Source organism: Nocardioides baculatus, from assembly GCF_016735675.1.
Lineage (GTDB): Bacteria > Actinomycetota > Actinomycetes > Propionibacteriales > Nocardioidaceae > Nocardioides > Nocardioides baculatus.
The window spans coordinates 111,192-128,682 of record NZ_JAERSG010000008.1; the positions used below are offsets into that span (position 1 = coordinate 111,192).

A 17,491-nucleotide genomic window follows, 5' to 3' on the forward strand; every position below is an offset into this window, starting at 1 on the left:
TAGTCGGTAGCGTGCGCGGCGTGAGCACGCACATCGGCGCCCAGTCCGGCGACATCGCCTCCACCGTCCTCCTGCCCGGCGACCCGCTGCGGGCGAAGTGGATCGCGGAGACCTTCCTCGACGACGCCCGCTGCTACAGCGAGGTGCGCGGGATGTACGGCTTCACCGGCACGTGGAACGGCCAGCCGGTCTCCGTCCAGGGATCCGGCATGGGCCAGCCGTCGATGGCGATCTACGTCAACGAGCTGTTCAAGGACTACGACGTGCAGTCCGTCGTCCGGGTCGGCTCGTGCGGCGCGGTGACCGACGACGTCGCGGTCCGCGACGTCATCATCGCCTCCGGCGCCTGCACCGACTCCTCGATGAACCGCATCGCCTTCCACGGCCTCGACTACGCACCCGTCGCGGACTTCGGGCTGCTGCGCGGCGCCGTGGAGGCGGCCGAGGCACGCGAGGGTGGCTCGCCGTTCCACGTCGGCCTGATCTTCTCCAGCGACTCGTTCTACTCCGCCCGCCCCGAGCTCCTCGGCGAGATGGTGAAGTACGGCGTCCTCGGCGTCGAGATGGAGGCCAGCGGGCTCTACACGCTCGCCGCGAAGTACCGCCGCAAGGCGCTCGCGATCTGCACCGTCTCCGACCACATCGTCACTGGCGAGGAGACGACCTCGCAGGAGCGCGAGCAGACCTTCGGCGAGATGGTCGAGATCGCGCTCACCGCTGCCTTGGCCTGATCCTTCTCGGCCTCCGCTCCGTCCGCCTGGGTGGCGGCACACGACACCCGCTCCCGGCTGGGTGGCGGCACACGACACCCGCTCCCGGCTGGGTGGCGGCACACGACACCCGCTCCCGGCTGGGTGGCGGCACACGACACCCGCTCCCGGCTGGGTGGCGGCACACGACATCCCCCAAGGGCATTTCGCTGTCGTATGCCGCCACCCAACATCCCGGGGACTGTTCGTATGCCGCCACCCACCAACCCGGCACTGTCGTTCGCCGCCACTCACCGACGCACAGGGGCGCGGGGAGGTCGCGCCGACGGCTCAGAGGGCGAGCAGGGTCTCGAGCGCCGCGCGGTCGGGCAGGTCGGGGGGCTCGACAGTACGGCCGCTCCGGACGTAGTGGAACGCGGCGCGGACGTCCTCCAGCGGCGTGCCGGTGAGCTCAGACCACGCGAGACGGTAGAGGGCGAGCTGGAGGGGGTCGGAGGTCTCGTGGCGGCTGGTCTTCCAGTCGACGACGAGGAAGCCACCTGAGGGCTCGGTGTAGACCGCGTCGATCCGGCCGCGGACGACCTGGCCGGCGAGGACGAGCGCGAAGGGTGCTTCGACCGCGTGGGGCGCACGATCGCCGAACGGGCCGTCCTCGAACCGCTTGACCACCTCACCGAGGTCGGCCTCGTCGTCGATCCCGGCATCGGCGCGACCGGGCAGCTCGTCGGGCTCGATGAGCGCCTGCTGGCCGAACCGGTGCTCGACCCAGGCGTGGAACGCCGTGCCGAAACGGGCAGCGGGAGCGGGCGGTCGCGGCATCGGACGGGCGAGCTCGCGGGCGAAGGCCTCGGGATCGTCGCGCAGGCGCGCCACCGAGGTGGCGGACAGGCTGTCGGGGAGCTCGAGGTCGACGATCGCGGCACGCTCGGCCCGCGCCTCGGTGAGCAGCTGCGCGAGGTCCTCGTCCCACTCCGCGACCCGTGCGGCCTCGACCATGTCGAGGTCCTCGTCAGGTGCGGTCGGGTCGACGCGCCTGACGAGCTCGGCGGCGGCCAGCCGTCTGCTCGCCTCCTCCCCCGGGCCCGGCACGGGCCACGGGCGGGAGGGGTCGACGTCGTCGTTGGGGTTGGGCGACTTCGGCGGCGGCTTGTCCAGCCAGTGCTCGACCGGCTCGCCCCACTCCTCGAGCTGGTCGCGGACCACGGCCTGGTAGTCGGAGGGACCGAACGGCGTCGCCCGCTGGCCCCAGACGTAGGACGTCACCGAGAGGTGGTGCGCCGCGCGGGTGAACGCGACGTAGCCGAGGCGCAGCTCCTCCTCGGCGTCGTGGGCCTTGGTGGCGGCGCGGTAGGCGTCGAGCGCGCCCTTGTCGTGGCCGGTCAGCTGCGGCTGGTCGGCTCGGTCGCCCCGCAGCGGCGCCGGCAGGACCGCGGGTGAGGAGGTCCACAGGGTGCGCGAGCGGTTGCTCGGGAACTTCGTCTCGCCGACGCCGACGCAGAAGACGGACGACCACTCGAGGCCCTTGGCCCGGTGGACGGTGAGCAGCTTGACCGAGTCGGCGGCGGTCGGCGTCGCGACGTCGAGGCCGTTGCCCTGGTCGTCCTCGGCGGTGAGGTAGGCCAGTAGCGCCGGGAGCGTCACGTCGCCGTCGACGGACTGGAACTCCGCGACCGCCTTGACGAAGAGGTCGAGGTTGTCGCGGCGCGCCGCCGCGGCGGGCGAGGTCGCGGACGCCAGCTCGACGTCGACGCCGGTGGTGTCGATGATCCGGCGCACCACGTCGAGCAGCGGGTCGCCGACATGGGACCGAAGCCTGCGCAGCTCGGTGGCGAGGAGGGCGAAGCGGTCGAGCGCCTCGGCGGAGTAGGCCGCCTCGCCGGGTGACTCGACGGCGTCGCTCAGCGCGGGCAGCTCCGAGGCGTCGATCCCGTCGGCGATCTGGAGCAGGTGGTCGGCGACGGATGCGGCCTCCTTGCGGCCGCGTACGCCGGCGATCTCGGCCGCACGCATCGCCAGCAACCTCAGGTCGCGTGGACCGATCGCCCACCGCGGGCCGGTCAGCAGGGTGAGCATCGACGAGTTGGCCGTGACGTCGTGCATCAGCGTCAGGGTCGCCACGACCTCGGCGACCTCGGGCAGCCGGATCAGGCCCGAGAGGCCGACGATCTCCACCGGGATCCCGGCAGACGTGAGGGTGTCGTAGACCTCCTCGCCCTGCGCGTTGTCGCGGCTCAGCACGCCGATGTCGGACCACGCGGTCCCCGACTCGTGGACCTCGCGCACCGATGCGGTGAGCCACGCCAGCTCGTCGGACGCCCGCTCGAAGACGCGGGCCTCGACGCGGCCCTCCCCCGCGATCTCGGACGCGCGGAGCCGGGCGACCTTGTCGCCGTAGGCCGCGAGCAGCGGCTCGGCCAGCCGGTTGGCGACCTCGAGGATGCGGCGGTCCGAGCGGCGGTTGACCGTCAGCGGGAGCCGCCCGGCCTCACCGTCGGCGGCCGGGAAGGTCTCGGCGAAGTTGAGGATGTTGGAGACCGACGCGCCGCGCCACCCGTAGATCGCCTGGTTGGGGTCGCCGACCGCCATCACCGGGTGACCGCCGCCGAAGAGCCGGGCGAGCATGGTGGCCTGGGCGACGGAGGTGTCCTGGTACTCGTCCAGCATGACGACCTTGAACCGCGCCCGCTCGAGCTCGCCCACCTCGGGCTGGTCGTCGACGAGCCGGGCGGCGAGGGCGATCTGGTCGCCGAAGTCCATCAGCCCGAGGTCGGCCTTGAGGGTGCGGTAGCCGCGGACGAGCTGGAGCAGCTCAGCCCGGCGGTCGATCGCGTTGATCGCCTTCGCGGGCGGCTCGAGGTAGGTCTTGCGGGCCTTGCCGGCCTGCTCCTCGGCGATCGCACGCTCGAATCCGCGGCGTGCCTCCTCGTCGGTGCGGCGTACGTCGTCCTCGTCGACGAGGTGCTCGCTCATCGCGCCGTCGAGGGCGAGGAGGTTCTGGATGGCGGTCGCGGGATGGTCGGTCAGCAGCTCGATGTGGCCCGTGAACCGCTCGATCACCCGGGCGCCGAGCTGGTAGCGCGAGGCGTCGGACACGACTCTGGTGTCGGGCTCGTGGCCGATCCGCAGCCCGTGGTCGGTGAGGAGCGCGGCCGCGTAGGCGTGGTAGGTCGCGACCGTCGGCTCGAGGACGTCCTCGCCCTCGGCCACGACCGACCGGTCGAGCAGTCCGGCGGCGCCGAGCGCAGCCGTGACCCGGTGGCGCAGCTCGGCGGCGGCCTTGGTGGTGAAGGTCAGGCCGAGGACCTCCTCGGGACGGACCTTGCCGGTGGCGACCAGCCAGACGACGCGCTGCGCCATCAGGGTCGTCTTGCCGCTGCCGGCGCCGGCGACCACGACGGTCGGGCGGAGCGGGGCAGTGATCGCCGCCCACTGCTCGTCACTGGCGGCGTGCTCGGCTCCCATGAGGACCCGCAGGTCCTCGGGGGTGTCGATGCGGAGGGGCTCACGGGTGGGTGTGTCGCGCGGCTCGGTCACTGGACGGTCACGCTCCCGGCGCCCTTGGCGGGGCAGATGGCGACGAACGGGCAGTCGCGGCAGTGCTGGCCGGCCACCGCGGGGAAGGTCTCGTCCCGCACCAGCTGGGCGGCGCGGGCGAGACCGGCGCGCAGGACCAGGCGTTCGGCGCCGGCGTCGTCGTGGGCCGGCTGGGCCTGGACCTTGGCGACGGCGGACTCGTCGTCGATGCCGAGCTGCACCAGCTCGGCGCCGCCCGAGGCGACCGACCGGCCCGCCGCCTCGTCGACGGCGCCCGCATCCACGGCGTACTGGTAGAGGGCGAGCTGGAGGTTGGCCGCGACAGCAGGCCCGGTCGGCGCCGCGCGGGCGCTCTTGAAGTCGACGACGACCACGCGCCCCGCGTCGTCGATCTCGAGGCGGTCGGCGAAACCGGTGAGCATGACCGGGCGACCGTCGACGTCGACGACGCTCTGGAAGCGCTGCTCGGCGCCCAGGAACTCCCGCGGGTTGGTGGTGTGCCACTGGACGAAGCGGCCCACGGCCTTGCGGATCCGGGCGAGCTCGCGCTGGCGCGACCACGGGGTGCGGAACGCGAGCCGGTCCCAGATCGCCTCGACCTCGGCCATCAGCGGATCGACCTCGGCGGGCAGCTCGCCGTCGGCGACCCGCTCGGCGAGGGCGTGGAGGACCTGGCCGAGGTTGGCGGACTGGTGCACGGCCGACACCCCGCCGGCCTCGCGCTCGAAGAACCACTGGGCCGGGCAGACCAGGATCGACTCGAGCATGCTGGCGGAGATCGGGACCGGTCGCTCGGGGTCGCGGATCGGCTCGACCGACCGCGTCGCGCTCCGGGTGCCCCACCACGTGGACGGGTCTGCGGCCGGCACCAGCTGGCGGCCGTCGACCTCCTCTGCCGCGAGTGCGGCCAGCCGCCGTGCGGCGGCCTCACGCAGGGCGGGCGGCACGAGCGGGTCGGCGGCGTTGCGGCGGAGCTCGGCGACGAGTCCGCCCAGCGACAGCGGTCGCGGCGGGCGGCCGTCCTGGTGCTCGATCGTCACGCCCAGCTCCTCGAGGAAGCGGGACGGCTGCTCACCGTCGTCGTCGGGCGACTTCACCGCGCTCACGACCAGGCGGCGGCGGGCGCGGGTGCAGGCGACGTAGAAGAGCCGGCGCTCCTCCATCAGCAGCGCACGCGAGGTCACCGGGGGTACGAGGTCGGGGTGCCCGGCACCGTCGACGCCGATGCGGTCGGCGCCGAGCAGGGTCGTCCGACGACGCAGGTCGGGCCAGCCCTCCTGCTGGACGTGGGCGACGACGACGAGGTCCCACTCGAGGCCCTTGGAGCGGTGGGCGGTCAGCAGCCGGACGGCCGCGCCGCGGACCCCGCGCTCGGCGAGGGTGTCGGCCGGGAGCTGCTGGGCGACGACGCTGGCGAAGAACGCACCGACGCCGACGTGGTCGCGCTGGTCGACGGCGCGCGAGGCGAGCTCGAAGAGCGCGACGATCGCGTCGAGGTCGCGGTGGGCCCGCCGGGCGCCGGCGCCGGCGACGTCGACCTGGCGACGGAGCCGCTCGGGCCAGGACGTCGACGACCAGAGGTGCCAGAGCAGGTCCTCGACACCCGCCCGCTCGGTGAGCATCCGGGCGCCCTCGGCGAGCAGGTCGGCGAGGGCCGCGGCCCGCTCCACGTCAGGTCCCTCGATCCCGTCGAGGAAGCCCCGCTCGACCACGGCCAGCCGCAGCAGCTCGCGCGAGGTGCGGCGCGCGTCGGGGTCGGCCAGCTCCTTCTCGCGGGTGCGGAGGCGGCGGACGAGGGCGCGCAGGTCGGAGGCGTCGAGGCCGCCGAGGGGCGACAGGAGCAGCGACTCGACCCGACCGGGGTCGAGGTAGTCGGGTGAGTCGGGGTCGTCGTTGTCGAGGTTGACCACGGCACGCAGCGCGTCGAGGAGCGGGATGACGGCCGGGTCGCGGACGAGCGGCAGGTCGTCGGAGGCCACCTCGACGGGTACGCCTGCCGCGGCCAGCGCGCGGCGCAGGGGCGGGATGCTGGTGCGGCCCGACCGGACGAGGACCGCCATCCGCTCCCACGCGATGCCGTCCTCGAGGTGCGCGCGGCGCAGCAGGTCGGCCAGCCGCTCCGCCTCGGCCCGCTCGGTGTCGTAGGTGATCACCTCGACGCGACCGTCGCCCTGCGGGCCGGGGACGGCCTCCGGGGACAGGAAGGCGTCGCGCGCGTCCGCGCTGATGCTGCCGGTCAGCGTGAGCCGGGCCGCCACGCGACCGGCGGCGAGCAGGATCCGCGGACCGAAGCGTCGGGTGCGTCGCAGCACCACCACCGGCGCCGGAGTGCCCGCGCTCGTCGGGAAGGCGGCCGGGAAGTCGAGGATGCCCCGGACGTCGGCGCCGCGGAAGCCGTAGATCGACTGGTGCGGATCGCCCACGACGGTGAGGTTGCGGCCGTCGCCGGCCAGCGCCCGGAGCAGGGCGACCTGGCCGGGGTCGGTGTCCTGGTACTCGTCCACGAAGACGTGTGACCAGCGGGCCCGCAGCTCGTCGCGGTGGGTCTCGGCCTCGATCACTGCGCGGCGGATCAGGTCGGAGTAGTCGGTGGCGCCGAGGTTGTCGAGGACCGTGAGGTACTGCTCGAGGAACAGACCGGCGGCGATCAGCTCGGGCAGGTCGTGCTCGATGCCCAACGCGCGGAGACCGGCGGGGTCCAGCCCCTTCTCGCGAGCACGCGCCAGCACGGCCTGCACCTCGCGCACGAACCCGCGCGTGCCGACGGCCCGGCGCAGCTGGTCGGGCCAGACGACCGACTCCGGGTTGTCGCGGAGCAGCTCGCGCAGCACCACGTCTGCCTCCGGTGCGGACAGCAGCCGGATGGCGCCCTCGTAGAGCTCGGCCGGCGCGTACTTGCGCACCAGGGCGTAGGCGAAGGAGTGGAACGTCGAGCACGAGGAGGCGGCCGTCGTGCGCGCGACACGTGCGGTCACCCGGTCGCGCAGCTGCTCGGCGGCCTTGCGGGAGAAGGTGAGGGCGAGCACCGCGTCGGGCGAGGCGCCACGGTGCTCGATGCGGTCGACGATCGCCTCGACGAGGGTCGTCGTCTTGCCGGTGCCGGGACCGGCGAGGACGAGGAGCGGGCCGCCCTCGTGGTCGACGACGCGCTGCTGGTGCTCGTCGAGCTCGGGCACCACGACCGAGCGGTCGGGGGCCACCAGCCGGTAGCGGGTCGTCGTACTCACAGGCGACACCCCATCACGCGGGACCGACAGTTGGCTGCCGGCCCCGCGGAGGGTGGTGGATCAGGACAGGTCGACGATCGCGGCGACGGGGCCGCCGCCCTCGGGACCCTGGTGGGCCGCGGAGACCGACACGAAGACGGCCGGGTCACCCGTGACGGCGGCGGTGACGCCGCCGACGCACGCCTTGATCTGGCGGTGCCAGTGCACGTCGGAGTCGTCGAGCATCGCGTTGCGGCGCCCGCGGACCATGCCGTCCTGGCTGGCCTCGCACTTGAGGAAGACGTTGACGAGCCGGCCGTCGAGGTCGTCGGTGCGGGGGCGCTCGGGCAGGTCGAGGCCGGCGGAGCGGATCGCCTCCCAGATGCCGTCGGCGTCGAGCGCGTCCTTCATCACCGAGTGGCCGATGCGGTACTTGCCGCCGACGCCCAACGCGTTGCCGACGACGACGATCTGCGCCTGGTCGAGCTCGACGCCCGAGGAGCAGGACGCCACCGAGGAGAACAGCTCCCGGTTGTGCATGACGTCGGCGTCGGTGGGCATCTCGATCTCGCCGAGGGCGACGGCGATGCCGAGGCCGGTGGTGCCGTTGGAGAGGTCCATCGACTCGTGGGTGTGCTCGGTCCACACGGTCTTGCCGCGCGACTTGGCGTCGCGGATGGTGTGGATGGTCAGCAGCGGGGTCTTGGTCTGCACGTAGTGCACGTCGGCGGGGTCGGTGATCCCGGCGCGCTCCATCGCGACCTTCACACCGGCGGCGACCTTCTCGATCATCGCGACGTAGCCGATCTCCTCGGGCAGGAGCGGCTCGCTCATCGCGAAGCCGGCGGTGAGCCGCATCTCCTCGCGCGACGGGTCGTCCTCGGGCACGTCGGTGGTCGCGAAGATGGTGGCGTGGGGGCTGATCACGCCGTCGGTGCCGCCCGACCACACGATCGGGACGCCCTTGACCTGCTCGGGGTCGGCGCCCTTGGCGACGAGCGCCTCGCGGAAGGCGCGGTCGGCGATGATCCGGGTGTAGTCGTTGACGCCGCCGTTGCCCTCGGTCTTGCCGATGATGGCGAAGACGCGGTCGGCCGCGATGGTGCCCTCGTCGATGAGCTTGGTGAGCTCCGAGGCGTCGGCGACCGAGTGGATCGGGACCTTGCGGACTTCGATGGCGCTGGGCATGCGGTTTCCTTTCGGGACGGGTCAGGCGGGTACGACGACGGTGCCGGCGTCGCCGGCGACCGCTGCGGTGATCTGGTCGAGGCTGGTGATGACGCCGGTGCGGCCGGTGGTCTCGACGAACCGGCAGACGGCGTCGACCTTGGGCCCCATCGAGCCGGACGCAAAGTGGCCCTCGTCGGCGTACGCCCGCAGCTCGGCGACGGTGAGGCGGCCGAGCGGCTCGGCGTCGGGACGGCCCCAGCGGACGACGGCGTGGGGTACGTCGGTGGCGATGACGAGGACGTCGGCGCCCGTCGTGTCGGCGAGGAGCGACGCGCCGAGGTCCTTGTCGATGACGGCCTCGACACCGACGAGCGAGCCGTCGGGACGGCGTACGTGCGGGATGCCGCCACCCCCGTTGGCGATCACGACGAAGCCGGACTCGATCAGCGCGAGCACGGCCGGCGCGTCGAGGATCTCCCGCGGCTCGGGCGAGGCGACGACGCGGCGCCAGCCCTTCTCACCGCGGTCCTCCCAGGTCTCGCCGTGGCCCATCAGGACCTTGGCCTCGGCCTCGGGGAGGTGGCGGCCGATCGGCTTGGTGGGCGTGGTGAAGCCCTCGTCGTCGGCGTCGACGAGCGTGCGGGTCACGACCGCGGCACTGCGGCGGTCGACCGACCGGACGGCGAGCTCGCGGTCGAGCGCGTCCATCAGCACGAAGCCGAGCGTGGCCTGCGTCTGCGCACCGCACCAGTCCAGCGGGACGGGAGGTACGACGGCCGCGGCCAGCTCGTTCTTCACCAGGAGGTTGCCGACCTGGGGACCGTTGCCGTGGGTGATGACGACCTCGTGGTCGTGCTCGAGGAGACCGGCGACCGCGGCCATGGCGACCTGGGCGGCGGCGATCTGGTCCTCCGGGCGCGCGCGGCCGTCGGCGTTCGTCATCGCGTTGCCGCCGAGCGCGAGCAGGACCCTCATGGCGCAACCGTAGTGATCGCGGCCACTCCGTCCCCACGGCAGATTCGGCCAACGACAGAGGGTTTCGCTGGCAATACTTGATACTGGGCCGATGGGCGTGCGCAACTACCTCGTCGAAGGCGTCTCCTGTGCGGGCAAGACGACGGTGGCCACCGAGCTCGAGCGCCGGGGACACCACGTCGTGCACGGGGACCGGGTGCTGGCATACCAGGGCGACCCCATCACCGGCGAGCCGCTGCCCGGCCACGTCCACGAGCACCACGTGTGGGACGTGGCCGAGGTGCGGCGGATCGTCGCCGACCACGGCACCCCGGCGACGTACTTCTGCGGCGGGTCCCGCAACTTCGCCCGCTTCATCGACCTCTTCGACGAGGTCTTCGTGCTCGAGCTGGACGAGGCGACCCTGGTCGAGCGGCTCGCGGCCCGGCCGGCGGACGAGTGGGGCGGCGACCCGGAGGAGACGGCGCTGGTGCTGCGGCTCCACAGGTCCCGCGAGGACATCCCCGCCGACGCCGTCCCGATCGACTCGACGCGGCCACTGGCCGAGGTCGTCGACGAGATCGAGCGGCTCTCCCGCTAGCGGCCGCCCGCGACCCGCAGCGTCGTGCCGGTGACGTAGGACGCCTCGTCGGACAGCAGCCAGGCGACGGCGTTCGCCACCTCGTCCGGCAACCCCGCGCGACCCAGCGGGACGAGCGGTCCGACCCGCTCAACGCGGCCCGGCTCGCCCGCGTCCGCGTGGATGGTGGTCTCGATGATGCCCGGCGCCACACCCACCACCCGGACGCCGTCGCCCGCCACCTCCTGCGCGAGGCCGAGGGTGAGCGCGTCGACACCGGCCTTGGCGGCGGCGTACTGGACGTACTCCCCCGGCGAGCCGATGGTCGCGGCGCCGGAGCTGATGTTGACGAGCACCCCGCCACCGCCACCGTGCGAACGGCCGAGGGCACGGACGGCCGCGCGCGCGACCAGCAGCGCCGAGGTGAGGTTGAGGTCCACCGTCGCGCGTACGACGTCGGGTGGGGTGTCGGCGAGCGGGCCGACGTGCAGCGTCGCGCCGGCGTTGTTGACCACACCGGTCAGGTCGCCGGCCTCGGCGAACAAGGAGTCGATCCCGGCGTCGGTGGTGAGGTCGCCACGCACCGTCGTGCACGAGACGCCGAGCTCGCGGCACGCCGACGCCGTCCGGTCCGCGGCCGACTCGTCGCGGGCGTGGCCGAGCACGAGGTCGTGCCCGTCGGCGGCGAGCCGCCGGGCGACCGCAGCGCCGATGCCGCGGGTGCCGCCGGTGACCAGGGTGCGCATGGGAGGTGTCTACCTCACCCGAGGGCGAAGTAGCGGAGGTAGACCCAGCCCCACGCGACGACCAGCGTCATCACGGTCACCTGCACGCCGTACTTCGTGAAGCCCCAGAAGCTGATCGGCTCCCCCGCCTTCGCCGCGATCCCGAGCACCACGACGTTGGCGCCGGCGGCGACCGCGGTGGCGTTGCCGCCGAGGTCGGCGCCGAAGACGAAGGCCCACCACAGCGGGCTGTCGGCGCCGCTCGCACCCGTCGTGGCGACCATCTCCTCGACCACCGGGACGGTCGCGGTCGTGTAGGGGATGTTGTCGACGAACGCGCCGATGATGCCCGAGCCGAACAGCAGCGCCGTCGCACCGAGCAGCTCACGGTCCCCCATCGCCCCGGCCGCCCACGCGCTGATCGCCCCGATGACGCCGACCTGCACGAGTGCGCCGACGAGCACGAAGAGGGCCATGAAGAACGCAAGGGTGTCCCACTCGACCTCCTCGAGGAACTCCTCGGGCTCGGTGCGGGAGACGAGCACGGTCGCGCCGGCGCCCATCATCGCGACCACGGACGGGTCGAGGTGGAGCACGGTGTGGAGGCTGAAGGCGATCATCACCAGGACCAGCACGACGAGCGAGCGACGGAGCATCCGGACGTTGGTGATCGCGTCCGCCGGGCGGAGGTCGTCGAGCCCGTGCACGTTGCCCATCCGCGTGAGGTCCTTGCGGAACAACCACCGGGCCATCACCACGAAGAGCACCAGCAGGATGACGGTCAGCGGCAGCGAGTGGACGAGGAAGTCGGTGAAGCTCAGCCCTGCCCGGCTGCCGATGATGATGTTGGGCGGGTCGCCGATCAGCGTCGACATCCCGCCGATGTTGGAGGCGAGGATGAGGGAGATGAGGTACGGCGCCGAGGGCAGGTCGAGCCGCCGGCAGACCGACAGCGTGACCGGTGCGACGAGCAGCACGCAGGTGACGTTGTCGAGGATCGGCGCGACCGCGGCGCCGACGAGGACGAGCAGGACCAGCAGCTTGTAGGGGTGCCCGCCGGACTTCTTGGCCGCCCAGAGCGCGAGGAACTCGAAGAGGCCGGTCTGCTTGAGGACGCCGACGATGATCATCATCCCGAAGAGCAGGAAGATGACGTTCCAGTCGACGCCGGTGTGCTCCTCGAAGAAGGCGGTCTCGGCGTCGACGAGCCCGATGACGACCATGCCGGCGACACCGCCGAGCGCGGCGGCGACGCGGTGGACGCGCTCGGTCGCGATCAGGGCATAGGCGACGATGAAGACCGCCAGCGCGGCGGAGGTCAGGATCACGCGGCCCAGCCCGCCAGCCGGCCGTAGCGACTGACCGACCGCAGCCGGTCCTCGACCTCGGTGACCTGTCCGAGGGCGGCGACGACGAGCACCTGGTCACCGGTCCGCAGCACGCTGCGGTCCTGCGGCACGATCACGTCCGTGCCGCGGGCGACGAGGGCCACCGACGACCCGGACGGCAGCCGGAGCTCGCCGACCTCGACGCCGGACAGGCGCGACGCCGGCTCGACCTCGAAGCGCAGCAGCACGGCGTCGAGGCGGTCGAGGGTGGCGAAGCCGATCGACACCTTGTGCACGAAGCTGCCCTTCTCCTGCCAGCGCGGCTGCCGGCCGCGGCCGATCGCGAGGCCGATCGCGAACCCGATGGCCGACGCGATCAGCGCGACCGAGACGGCGACCTCGAGGACGTACGGCGTCTCCCTCACGTCAGCCTCGCCTCGACCTCGGTGACGGCCAGGGCGGCCACCTCCGTGCCGTCGGGCAGCCGGCGACCGACCTCGGACGGCCACCGCGACTCCAGGGCAGCGAGGTCGTCGACGAGCGAGCACACCTCGACCTGCGCGACCGCGGCGCCCACCGCCTCCTCCGCGACGCGTACGACGGTCGCGGTCGGGACGTGCTCGACGCCCGGCTCGACCCGCTGCACCTCCAGCGTCAGGTCGGCCATCGCGACCACGTCGACGCCGTCGGCAGTGCGGGACCGGATCACCAGCGGCACGACGTGCGGCCCCGCGGTGACGGTCGCGAAGGTCTGGAGGAAGGGCACCCGCGCGATGAACCCCTCGCGTCGCGCGCGGACCACCCGGCCGTGCCGGACGACCACCACGAGCTCGCCGGGACCTGCCCGACGTACGCAGGCGAAGGTCGCGAACAGCAGCCCCGGCCCGACGATCACCAGCCAGACGACCCAGGCCGTGCCGGTCGGGTCGACGACGGTGTTCTCGTCCGGCGGGGGCATGCGCCCAGTCTTCGGCGGGCCCCGGCCGCGACCCATGGGGTCCGCACCCCATCTGGTCCGCCGGGTCGCGATGAGAGGCTGGGGCATGCGCCTGCACCTCCCGCTCTTCTGGACGATCTGCCTGATCAACGGCGTCGTCCTCGTGCTCGGTGCGGTCGTGCTGGTGCTCTCCCCCGCCAGCGTCTCGTCCGACGCCGTGCGCTCGGAGGTCGTGGTGGTCGCGCTCGGGCTCGTCGCGATCCTGCTGCTCAACGCCCTCCTGATCCGGTGGGCACTCGCCCCCCTCACCCGGCTCATCGCGCGCGTCGGCGACATCGACCGGCTCGAGCCGACCCACCTGCCGGAGGAGGGCTCCGGGCCGGTCCTCGGGGTCGCGCAGGGCGTCAACGCGCTCCTGGCGCGGCTCGCCGAGGAGCGGCGGGCCGGCGACGCTCGGGCGCTCGCCGCCCAGGAGTCGGAGCGCCACCGGATCGCGCAGGAGCTGCACGACGAGGTCGGCCAGAGCCTGACCGTCGTGCTGCTCGGCCTCAAGCAGGTCGAGAGCCAGGCGCCCGCCTCGCTCGTCCCGGAGCTCGCCGCCGTGCGGGAGAGTGCCCGCACCGGCCTCGACGACGTACGCCGGGTGGCGCGGCGGCTGCGCCCCGGCGTGCTCGAGGACCTCGGTCTGACGAGCGCGCTCGCCGCGCTGGCCACGGACTTCGCCGACCACAGCGCGGCAGCCGTACGGAGGTCGTTCGCTCCGGGCCTGCCCACGCTCACCCCGGAGGTCGAGGTGGTCGTCTACCGCGTCGCGCAGGAGGCGCTCACCAACGCTGCCCGCCACGCCGACGCCCGCTCGGTCGAGCTGTCACTGCGCCGCCACGGCGAGTCCGTCGTGCTGGAGGTGACCGACGACGGCCGCGGGTTCGAGGGGCTCGAGGAGGGGTCGGGACTCATGGGGATGCGCGAGCGGGCCGCGCTCGTGCGCGCCGAGCTGTCGGTGATCAGCCAGCCGCGTCGAGGCACGACGGTGCGGCTGCGGGTGCCGGTCCCGTGATCCGCATCCTGCTGGCCGACGACCACACGCTCGTCCGTCGCGGCGTACGCCTGATCCTCGAGCAGGAGCCGGACCTGTCCGTCGTGGCGGAGGCCGCCGACGGGCTCGAGGCCGTCGAGCGCGTCCGCGACACCGAGGTCGACCTGGTCGTCCTGGACATCGCGATGCCCCGGATGACCGGCCTGCAGGCGGCCGCCGAGATCGCCCGACGCCGTACGCCGCCCCGGATCCTGATGCTGTCGATGCACGACAACGAGCAGTACTTCTTTGGCGCGCTCAAGGCCGGCGCGAGCGGCTACGTCCTCAAGTCCGTCGCCGACGAGGACCTCGTCGGCGCGTGCCGCGCGGCGATGCGCGGGGAGACGTTCCTCTACCCCGGTGCCGAGAGCACGCTCGTGCGCGACTACCTCGACCGGCTGCGCCGCGGCGAGCGGGTGCCCGCGTCCGTGCTGACCGCGCGCGAGGACCAGGTCATCAAGCTGATCGCCGAGGGACGCTCGTCGCGCGAGATCGCCCAGGACCTCCACATCGCGCTGAAGACCGTCGAGGGCCACCGCGCCAACATCCTCGGCAAGCTCGGCATGCGCGACCGCGTCGAGCTGACCCGGTACGCCATCCGGGCGGGGCTGATCGAGCCGTGAGCCTCAGCCGGCGGGCGTCAGCGCCGACGACACGGTGACGACGCCCGCGCCGTACTCCTCGTCGGCCCAGGCCTGGATCGACCCGTCGTCGAGGACGACGGTGAGCTCGAGGGTGTTGCTCGTGCTGCCCGCGCCGCTGGTGAGGAAGCCCGGGAGGTCGAGGAGGTCGCGCTGGACCTGCCGCAGGCGGGCGGCGCTGTTGGCCACGCGGGCCACGCACAGGGCACCTCCCCAGACCTCGCGCAGCGCGGCCTCAGCGCGCGCGGGGTCGTCGGTCACGGTGACCACGAGCACCATCAGGTCGGGGTCCTCGAGCCGCCGCAGGACGTCCTCGCCCGAGTCGCCGTCGACGTACGCGCGCCACGCCGGGTTGGGCGAGCGGTCCGTCCAGGTCAGCACCTCGTCGGGCAGCTCGTCGGCGACCCGCCGTGCGGCCGAGAGGGCGGCGACCGAGGTCGTGGCCGGGTCGAGCGCCTGCCACCCGCCGTCCGGCTCCGCGCACGGAGCCGCGAACAGCTCGGACAGGTCCTCGGCGGGGAGGTCGCCGGGCTCGGAGGCGCGCACGTCGCCCGGTGTGAACGACGTGCCGTCCCAGGCGCCGGTCATCGTGTACTCGCCCCACTGCACACCGGCGACCGACTCGTGGTCGGGGTGGGCGTCCCACTCCCAGCCCGCCACCGACGGTCCGGAGCACTGCGGCGGGAGCGACTGCGCCACGCCACCGAGGCAGAGCTCGGGTCCGTCCCCGTCGTCGAGCACGGTGCCGACGGCGCGCACCGGCCCGCTCGCGGGCAGCATGGCGGTCGGCGAGGCCGCGGGCGAGGGCGGTGGCGGTGGCGGTGCAGCGGGGTCCTCACGCACCGGCGCCGTCCGGTCACCGCAGCCCGCCAGCACCGCCACCAGCACCGGCGCGAGCACGCTCGCCTGCATCAGCCCCTGTCGCCGCCCCCGTCCCATGGCTCGGAGCATCGCGGCGGGCGACGGTCCCGCGCAACGGTCGATGCGCGATAGTGACGCGCCGCTCAGCCTCCGACCGTGTGGCGCTCGAGCCGCCGGCCGTTCGCGCGTGCGCTCGCGCGGCACTCGACCACGGTCAGCACCTTGGTCGGGCTCATCCAGCCCTGCGACGGCTTGTGCAGCACCCAGCCACCGCCGAGGGTGACCGCGGCGTGCTGGACGAGGCCGTCCGGCGAGCGCCAGACGAGCACGGTGCCGGGCCCGTCGTCACGCCCGCCGGGACGGGTGGCTGCCGCGAGCCACTCCTCGAAGGGCTCGCGCAGCATCCAGACCTCGTCCGCGCCCGGGACCCCGGCCGCGGCCATGACCGCGCCGAAGCAGTTCGGGCCGCTCGCCGCGGGAAAGGTGCCGGCGATCCGGCGTGCGCCGGGCATCAGGTCGCCCGCACCTGCCCAGACCTGGTCGGGCACCTCCTCGTGGCGGCTCGCGCGCCGGCCCTCCTCGACGTACGCCGTGAGCACCTCGCGCTCGTGCCCCGCGAGCAGCGAGGGCCACCACACGAACCGATGCCCGTCCGCCTGCTCCCGGGCGCGCGGCACCAGGTGCTCCCACGCCCGGACACTCGGGACCACCTCGCGCTCGTGCACGACCTGCTCGCGCACCAGCCGGGCGCGGAGCACCCGCGGCAGCGCCAGCAACTGCTCCTCGTCGAGCCAGAGGTGCCGCAACCCCTCCGGCGGGCCGTAGAGGCAGAAGGTGTCGCGGACCTCGTCGGTCAGCTCCTCCTCTCGCCCGCCGACCGCCGCGGCGAGCGCGTCGTCGGCCAGGAACGGCTGCGCCTCCGGCGCGAACCACCGCGACCACCTCGCGACCAGGTCGGGGCTGACGTCGATGCCGAGGACTCGCACGCCGGGACCCTAGCGGCCCGGGGTGGCTCCCCCGCCGCCACCTCGATCAGGGGGAGGATCTCCGTGACATGTCAGGAGTGATCTTCCCCGCTGTCGCATCACTGTCGCCCCACTGCCGTCAGGACGCGGGCCGCGCGAGCAGGGCCTCCAAGACCCTCGTCCCGACCGGCAGCCCGTGGTCGTCGTAGTAGGCGAACATCGCCGACAGCCACGGATGGGTCCCCGGGTCCGGCACCTGCCGCGGCTCGACGCCCGCCTCGGCCGCCAGCTCGCGGACCATCGCGACGCGGGAGGCGAGCTCGTACGTCGCCCCGACGTGGCCGTCCTCGCCCAGCACGATCGCGGCGACCCGGCCGAGGTCGGCGAGGTCGAGGAAGCCGAACGGCACGTCGAGGGAGTACGGCACCTCCAGGGGTCCGGTGAGGTCGAGGTTCTGCAGGTAGGCGCCGGGCTGGAGGATCGTCCAGTCGAGCCCGCTGCGCCGGACGAGGTCCTCGCTCACCGCCTTGCCGAGGTGGTGCGGCATCGCGGGGACGTAGGGCGAGGCGACGGAGTGGTAGACCACCCGCCCGACGCCCGCGTCGGTCAGCGCGCGCAGCACCTCGGCGACGTACGCCGGTTCGTCGGGGTGGAGGTTGGGTGCGATGACGTACGCCGCCCCGCACCCGTCGAGCGCCCGGGCGAGGTCCGGCCACTCGGCCCGTCCCAGCGGCACCGCGTCGTCGAGGGCGGCGCAGACCGCGCGACCGGTCTTGCCGTGCCCACCCAGGACCGCGACCCGCAC

Annotated in this window: 15 protein-coding genes; 4 read left to right on the forward strand and 11 right to left on the reverse strand. The window is 73.5% G+C overall.

Translation table 11 applies throughout. The annotated features are described in order from the left end of the window. Positions 1-20 precede the first annotated feature (20 nt). Entirely contained in the window at positions 21-731 is a 711-nt protein-coding gene (deoD, locus tag JI751_RS20425) for a purine-nucleoside phosphorylase (RefSeq protein WP_201940683.1), read from the forward strand. Positions 732-1,040: 309 nt separating this feature from the next. On the opposite strand, the gene JI751_RS20430 is transcribed toward deoD, so the two are convergent. The 4 genes from JI751_RS20430 to JI751_RS20445 are packed head-to-tail and all read right to left on the reverse strand — an operon-like array spanning position 1,041 to position 9,595. Next, positions 1,041-4,244: an ATP-dependent helicase gene (locus JI751_RS20430; protein WP_307814423.1), complete on the reverse strand. Its 3,204-nt coding sequence runs from the start codon at positions 4,242-4,244 to the stop codon at positions 1,041-1,043. After that, positions 4,241-7,471, reverse strand: coding sequence for an ATP-dependent helicase (locus tag JI751_RS20435; protein WP_307814425.1), 3,231 nt, complete (start codon positions 7,469-7,471; stop codon positions 4,241-4,243). Before JI751_RS20435 ends, JI751_RS20430 begins: the two co-directional genes overlap by 4 nt. 60 nt (positions 7,472-7,531) lie before the next feature. After that, positions 7,532-8,638, reverse strand: coding sequence for a barbiturase (bar, locus tag JI751_RS20440; protein WP_201940684.1), 1,107 nt, complete (start codon positions 8,636-8,638; stop codon positions 7,532-7,534). 21 nt (positions 8,639-8,659) lie between these two features. Then, positions 8,660-9,595 (reverse strand): carbamate kinase, encoded by a 936-nt coding sequence (locus JI751_RS20445; RefSeq protein ID WP_201940688.1) that lies wholly within the window; start codon positions 9,593-9,595, stop codon positions 8,660-8,662. A 91-nt stretch (positions 9,596-9,686) separates the two neighbouring features. Between JI751_RS20445 and JI751_RS20450 the strand changes: the two genes are divergently transcribed. After that, positions 9,687-10,175 carry an AAA family ATPase gene (locus JI751_RS20450; RefSeq protein ID WP_201940690.1) on the forward strand — a complete coding sequence of 163 codons (489 nt, stop codon included), beginning with the start codon at positions 9,687-9,689 and terminating at the stop codon, positions 10,173-10,175. Here JI751_RS20450 and JI751_RS20455 read toward each other — a convergent pair. From JI751_RS20455 to JI751_RS20470, 4 genes are read right to left on the reverse strand one after another with little or no spacing between them, the layout of a single operon-like run. Continuing rightward, positions 10,172-10,900, reverse strand: coding sequence for an SDR family NAD(P)-dependent oxidoreductase (locus tag JI751_RS20455; RefSeq protein ID WP_201940692.1), 729 nt, complete (start codon positions 10,898-10,900; stop codon positions 10,172-10,174). The two genes, JI751_RS20450 and JI751_RS20455, sit on opposite strands and share 4 nt — an antisense overlap. Before the next feature lie 14 nt (positions 10,901-10,914). Next, a complete protein-coding gene (locus JI751_RS20460; RefSeq protein ID WP_307814427.1) occupies positions 10,915-12,207 on the reverse strand; it encodes an ArsB/NhaD family transporter in 1,293 nt (430 codons plus the stop codon). Next, on the reverse strand, positions 12,204-12,632 hold the full coding sequence (locus JI751_RS20465; RefSeq protein ID WP_201940693.1) for a TrkA C-terminal domain-containing protein: 429 nt from the start codon (positions 12,630-12,632) through the stop codon (positions 12,204-12,206). The genes JI751_RS20460 and JI751_RS20465 overlap by 4 nt, the downstream gene beginning before the upstream one ends. Then, positions 12,629-13,165 (reverse strand): SPFH domain-containing protein, encoded by a 537-nt coding sequence (locus JI751_RS20470; RefSeq protein ID WP_201940695.1) that lies wholly within the window; start codon positions 13,163-13,165, stop codon positions 12,629-12,631. Before JI751_RS20470 ends, JI751_RS20465 begins: the two co-directional genes overlap by 4 nt. A gap of 85 nt (positions 13,166-13,250) precedes the next feature. Here JI751_RS20470 and JI751_RS20475 point away from each other — a divergent pair, with 85 nt between their 5' ends. Together JI751_RS20475 and JI751_RS20480 are read left to right on the forward strand one after the other, a co-directional pair. After that, positions 13,251-14,201: a sensor histidine kinase gene (locus JI751_RS20475; RefSeq protein ID WP_236666638.1), complete on the forward strand. Its 951-nt coding sequence runs from the start codon at positions 13,251-13,253 to the stop codon at positions 14,199-14,201. Then, complete coding sequence (locus tag JI751_RS20480; protein WP_201940698.1) at positions 14,198-14,842, forward strand: response regulator; 645 nt, start codon at positions 14,198-14,200, stop codon at positions 14,840-14,842. Before JI751_RS20475 ends, JI751_RS20480 begins: the two co-directional genes overlap by 4 nt. Positions 14,843-14,845: 3 nt before the next feature. Here the strand turns inward: JI751_RS20480 and JI751_RS20485 are convergent, their stop codons facing one another. The 3 genes from JI751_RS20485 to JI751_RS20495 form a co-directional block, all read right to left on the reverse strand. Next, entirely contained in the window at positions 14,846-15,799 is a 954-nt protein-coding gene (locus JI751_RS20485) for a hypothetical protein (protein WP_201940700.1), read from the reverse strand. Between the two features lie 65 nt (positions 15,800-15,864). Then, the gene (locus JI751_RS20490) at positions 15,865-16,707 is read right to left on the reverse strand and encodes a hypothetical protein (RefSeq protein WP_201940702.1); all 843 of its coding nucleotides are present in this window, start codon (positions 16,705-16,707) and stop codon (positions 15,865-15,867) included. Between the two features lie 118 nt (positions 16,708-16,825). After that, entirely contained in the window at positions 16,826-17,491 is a 666-nt protein-coding gene (locus tag JI751_RS20495; RefSeq protein WP_201940704.1) for an SDR family oxidoreductase, read from the reverse strand.

Excerpts from the sequence above, each read along its gene's own strand:
- bar (WP_201940684.1), bottom strand. The coding sequence starts at position 8,638 with ATGCCCAGCGCCATCGAAGTCCGCAAGGTCCCGATCCACTCGGTCGCC.
- JI751_RS20445 (WP_201940688.1), bottom strand. The coding sequence starts at position 9,595 with ATGAGGGTCCTGCTCGCGCTCGGCGGCAACGCGATGACGAACGCCGAC.
- JI751_RS20450 (WP_201940690.1), top strand. The coding sequence starts at position 9,687 with ATGGGCGTGCGCAACTACCTCGTCGAAGGCGTCTCCTGTGCGGGCAAG.
- JI751_RS20455 (WP_201940692.1), bottom strand. The coding sequence starts at position 10,900 with ATGCGCACCCTGGTCACCGGCGGCACCCGCGGCATCGGCGCTGCGGTC.
- JI751_RS20470 (WP_201940695.1), bottom strand. The coding sequence starts at position 13,165 with ATGCCCCCGCCGGACGAGAACACCGTCGTCGACCCGACCGGCACGGCC.
- JI751_RS20475 (WP_236666638.1), top strand. The coding sequence starts at position 13,251 with ATGCGCCTGCACCTCCCGCTCTTCTGGACGATCTGCCTGATCAACGGC.
- JI751_RS20485 (WP_201940700.1), bottom strand. The coding sequence starts at position 15,799 with ATGGGACGGGGGCGGCGACAGGGGCTGATGCAGGCGAGCGTGCTCGCG.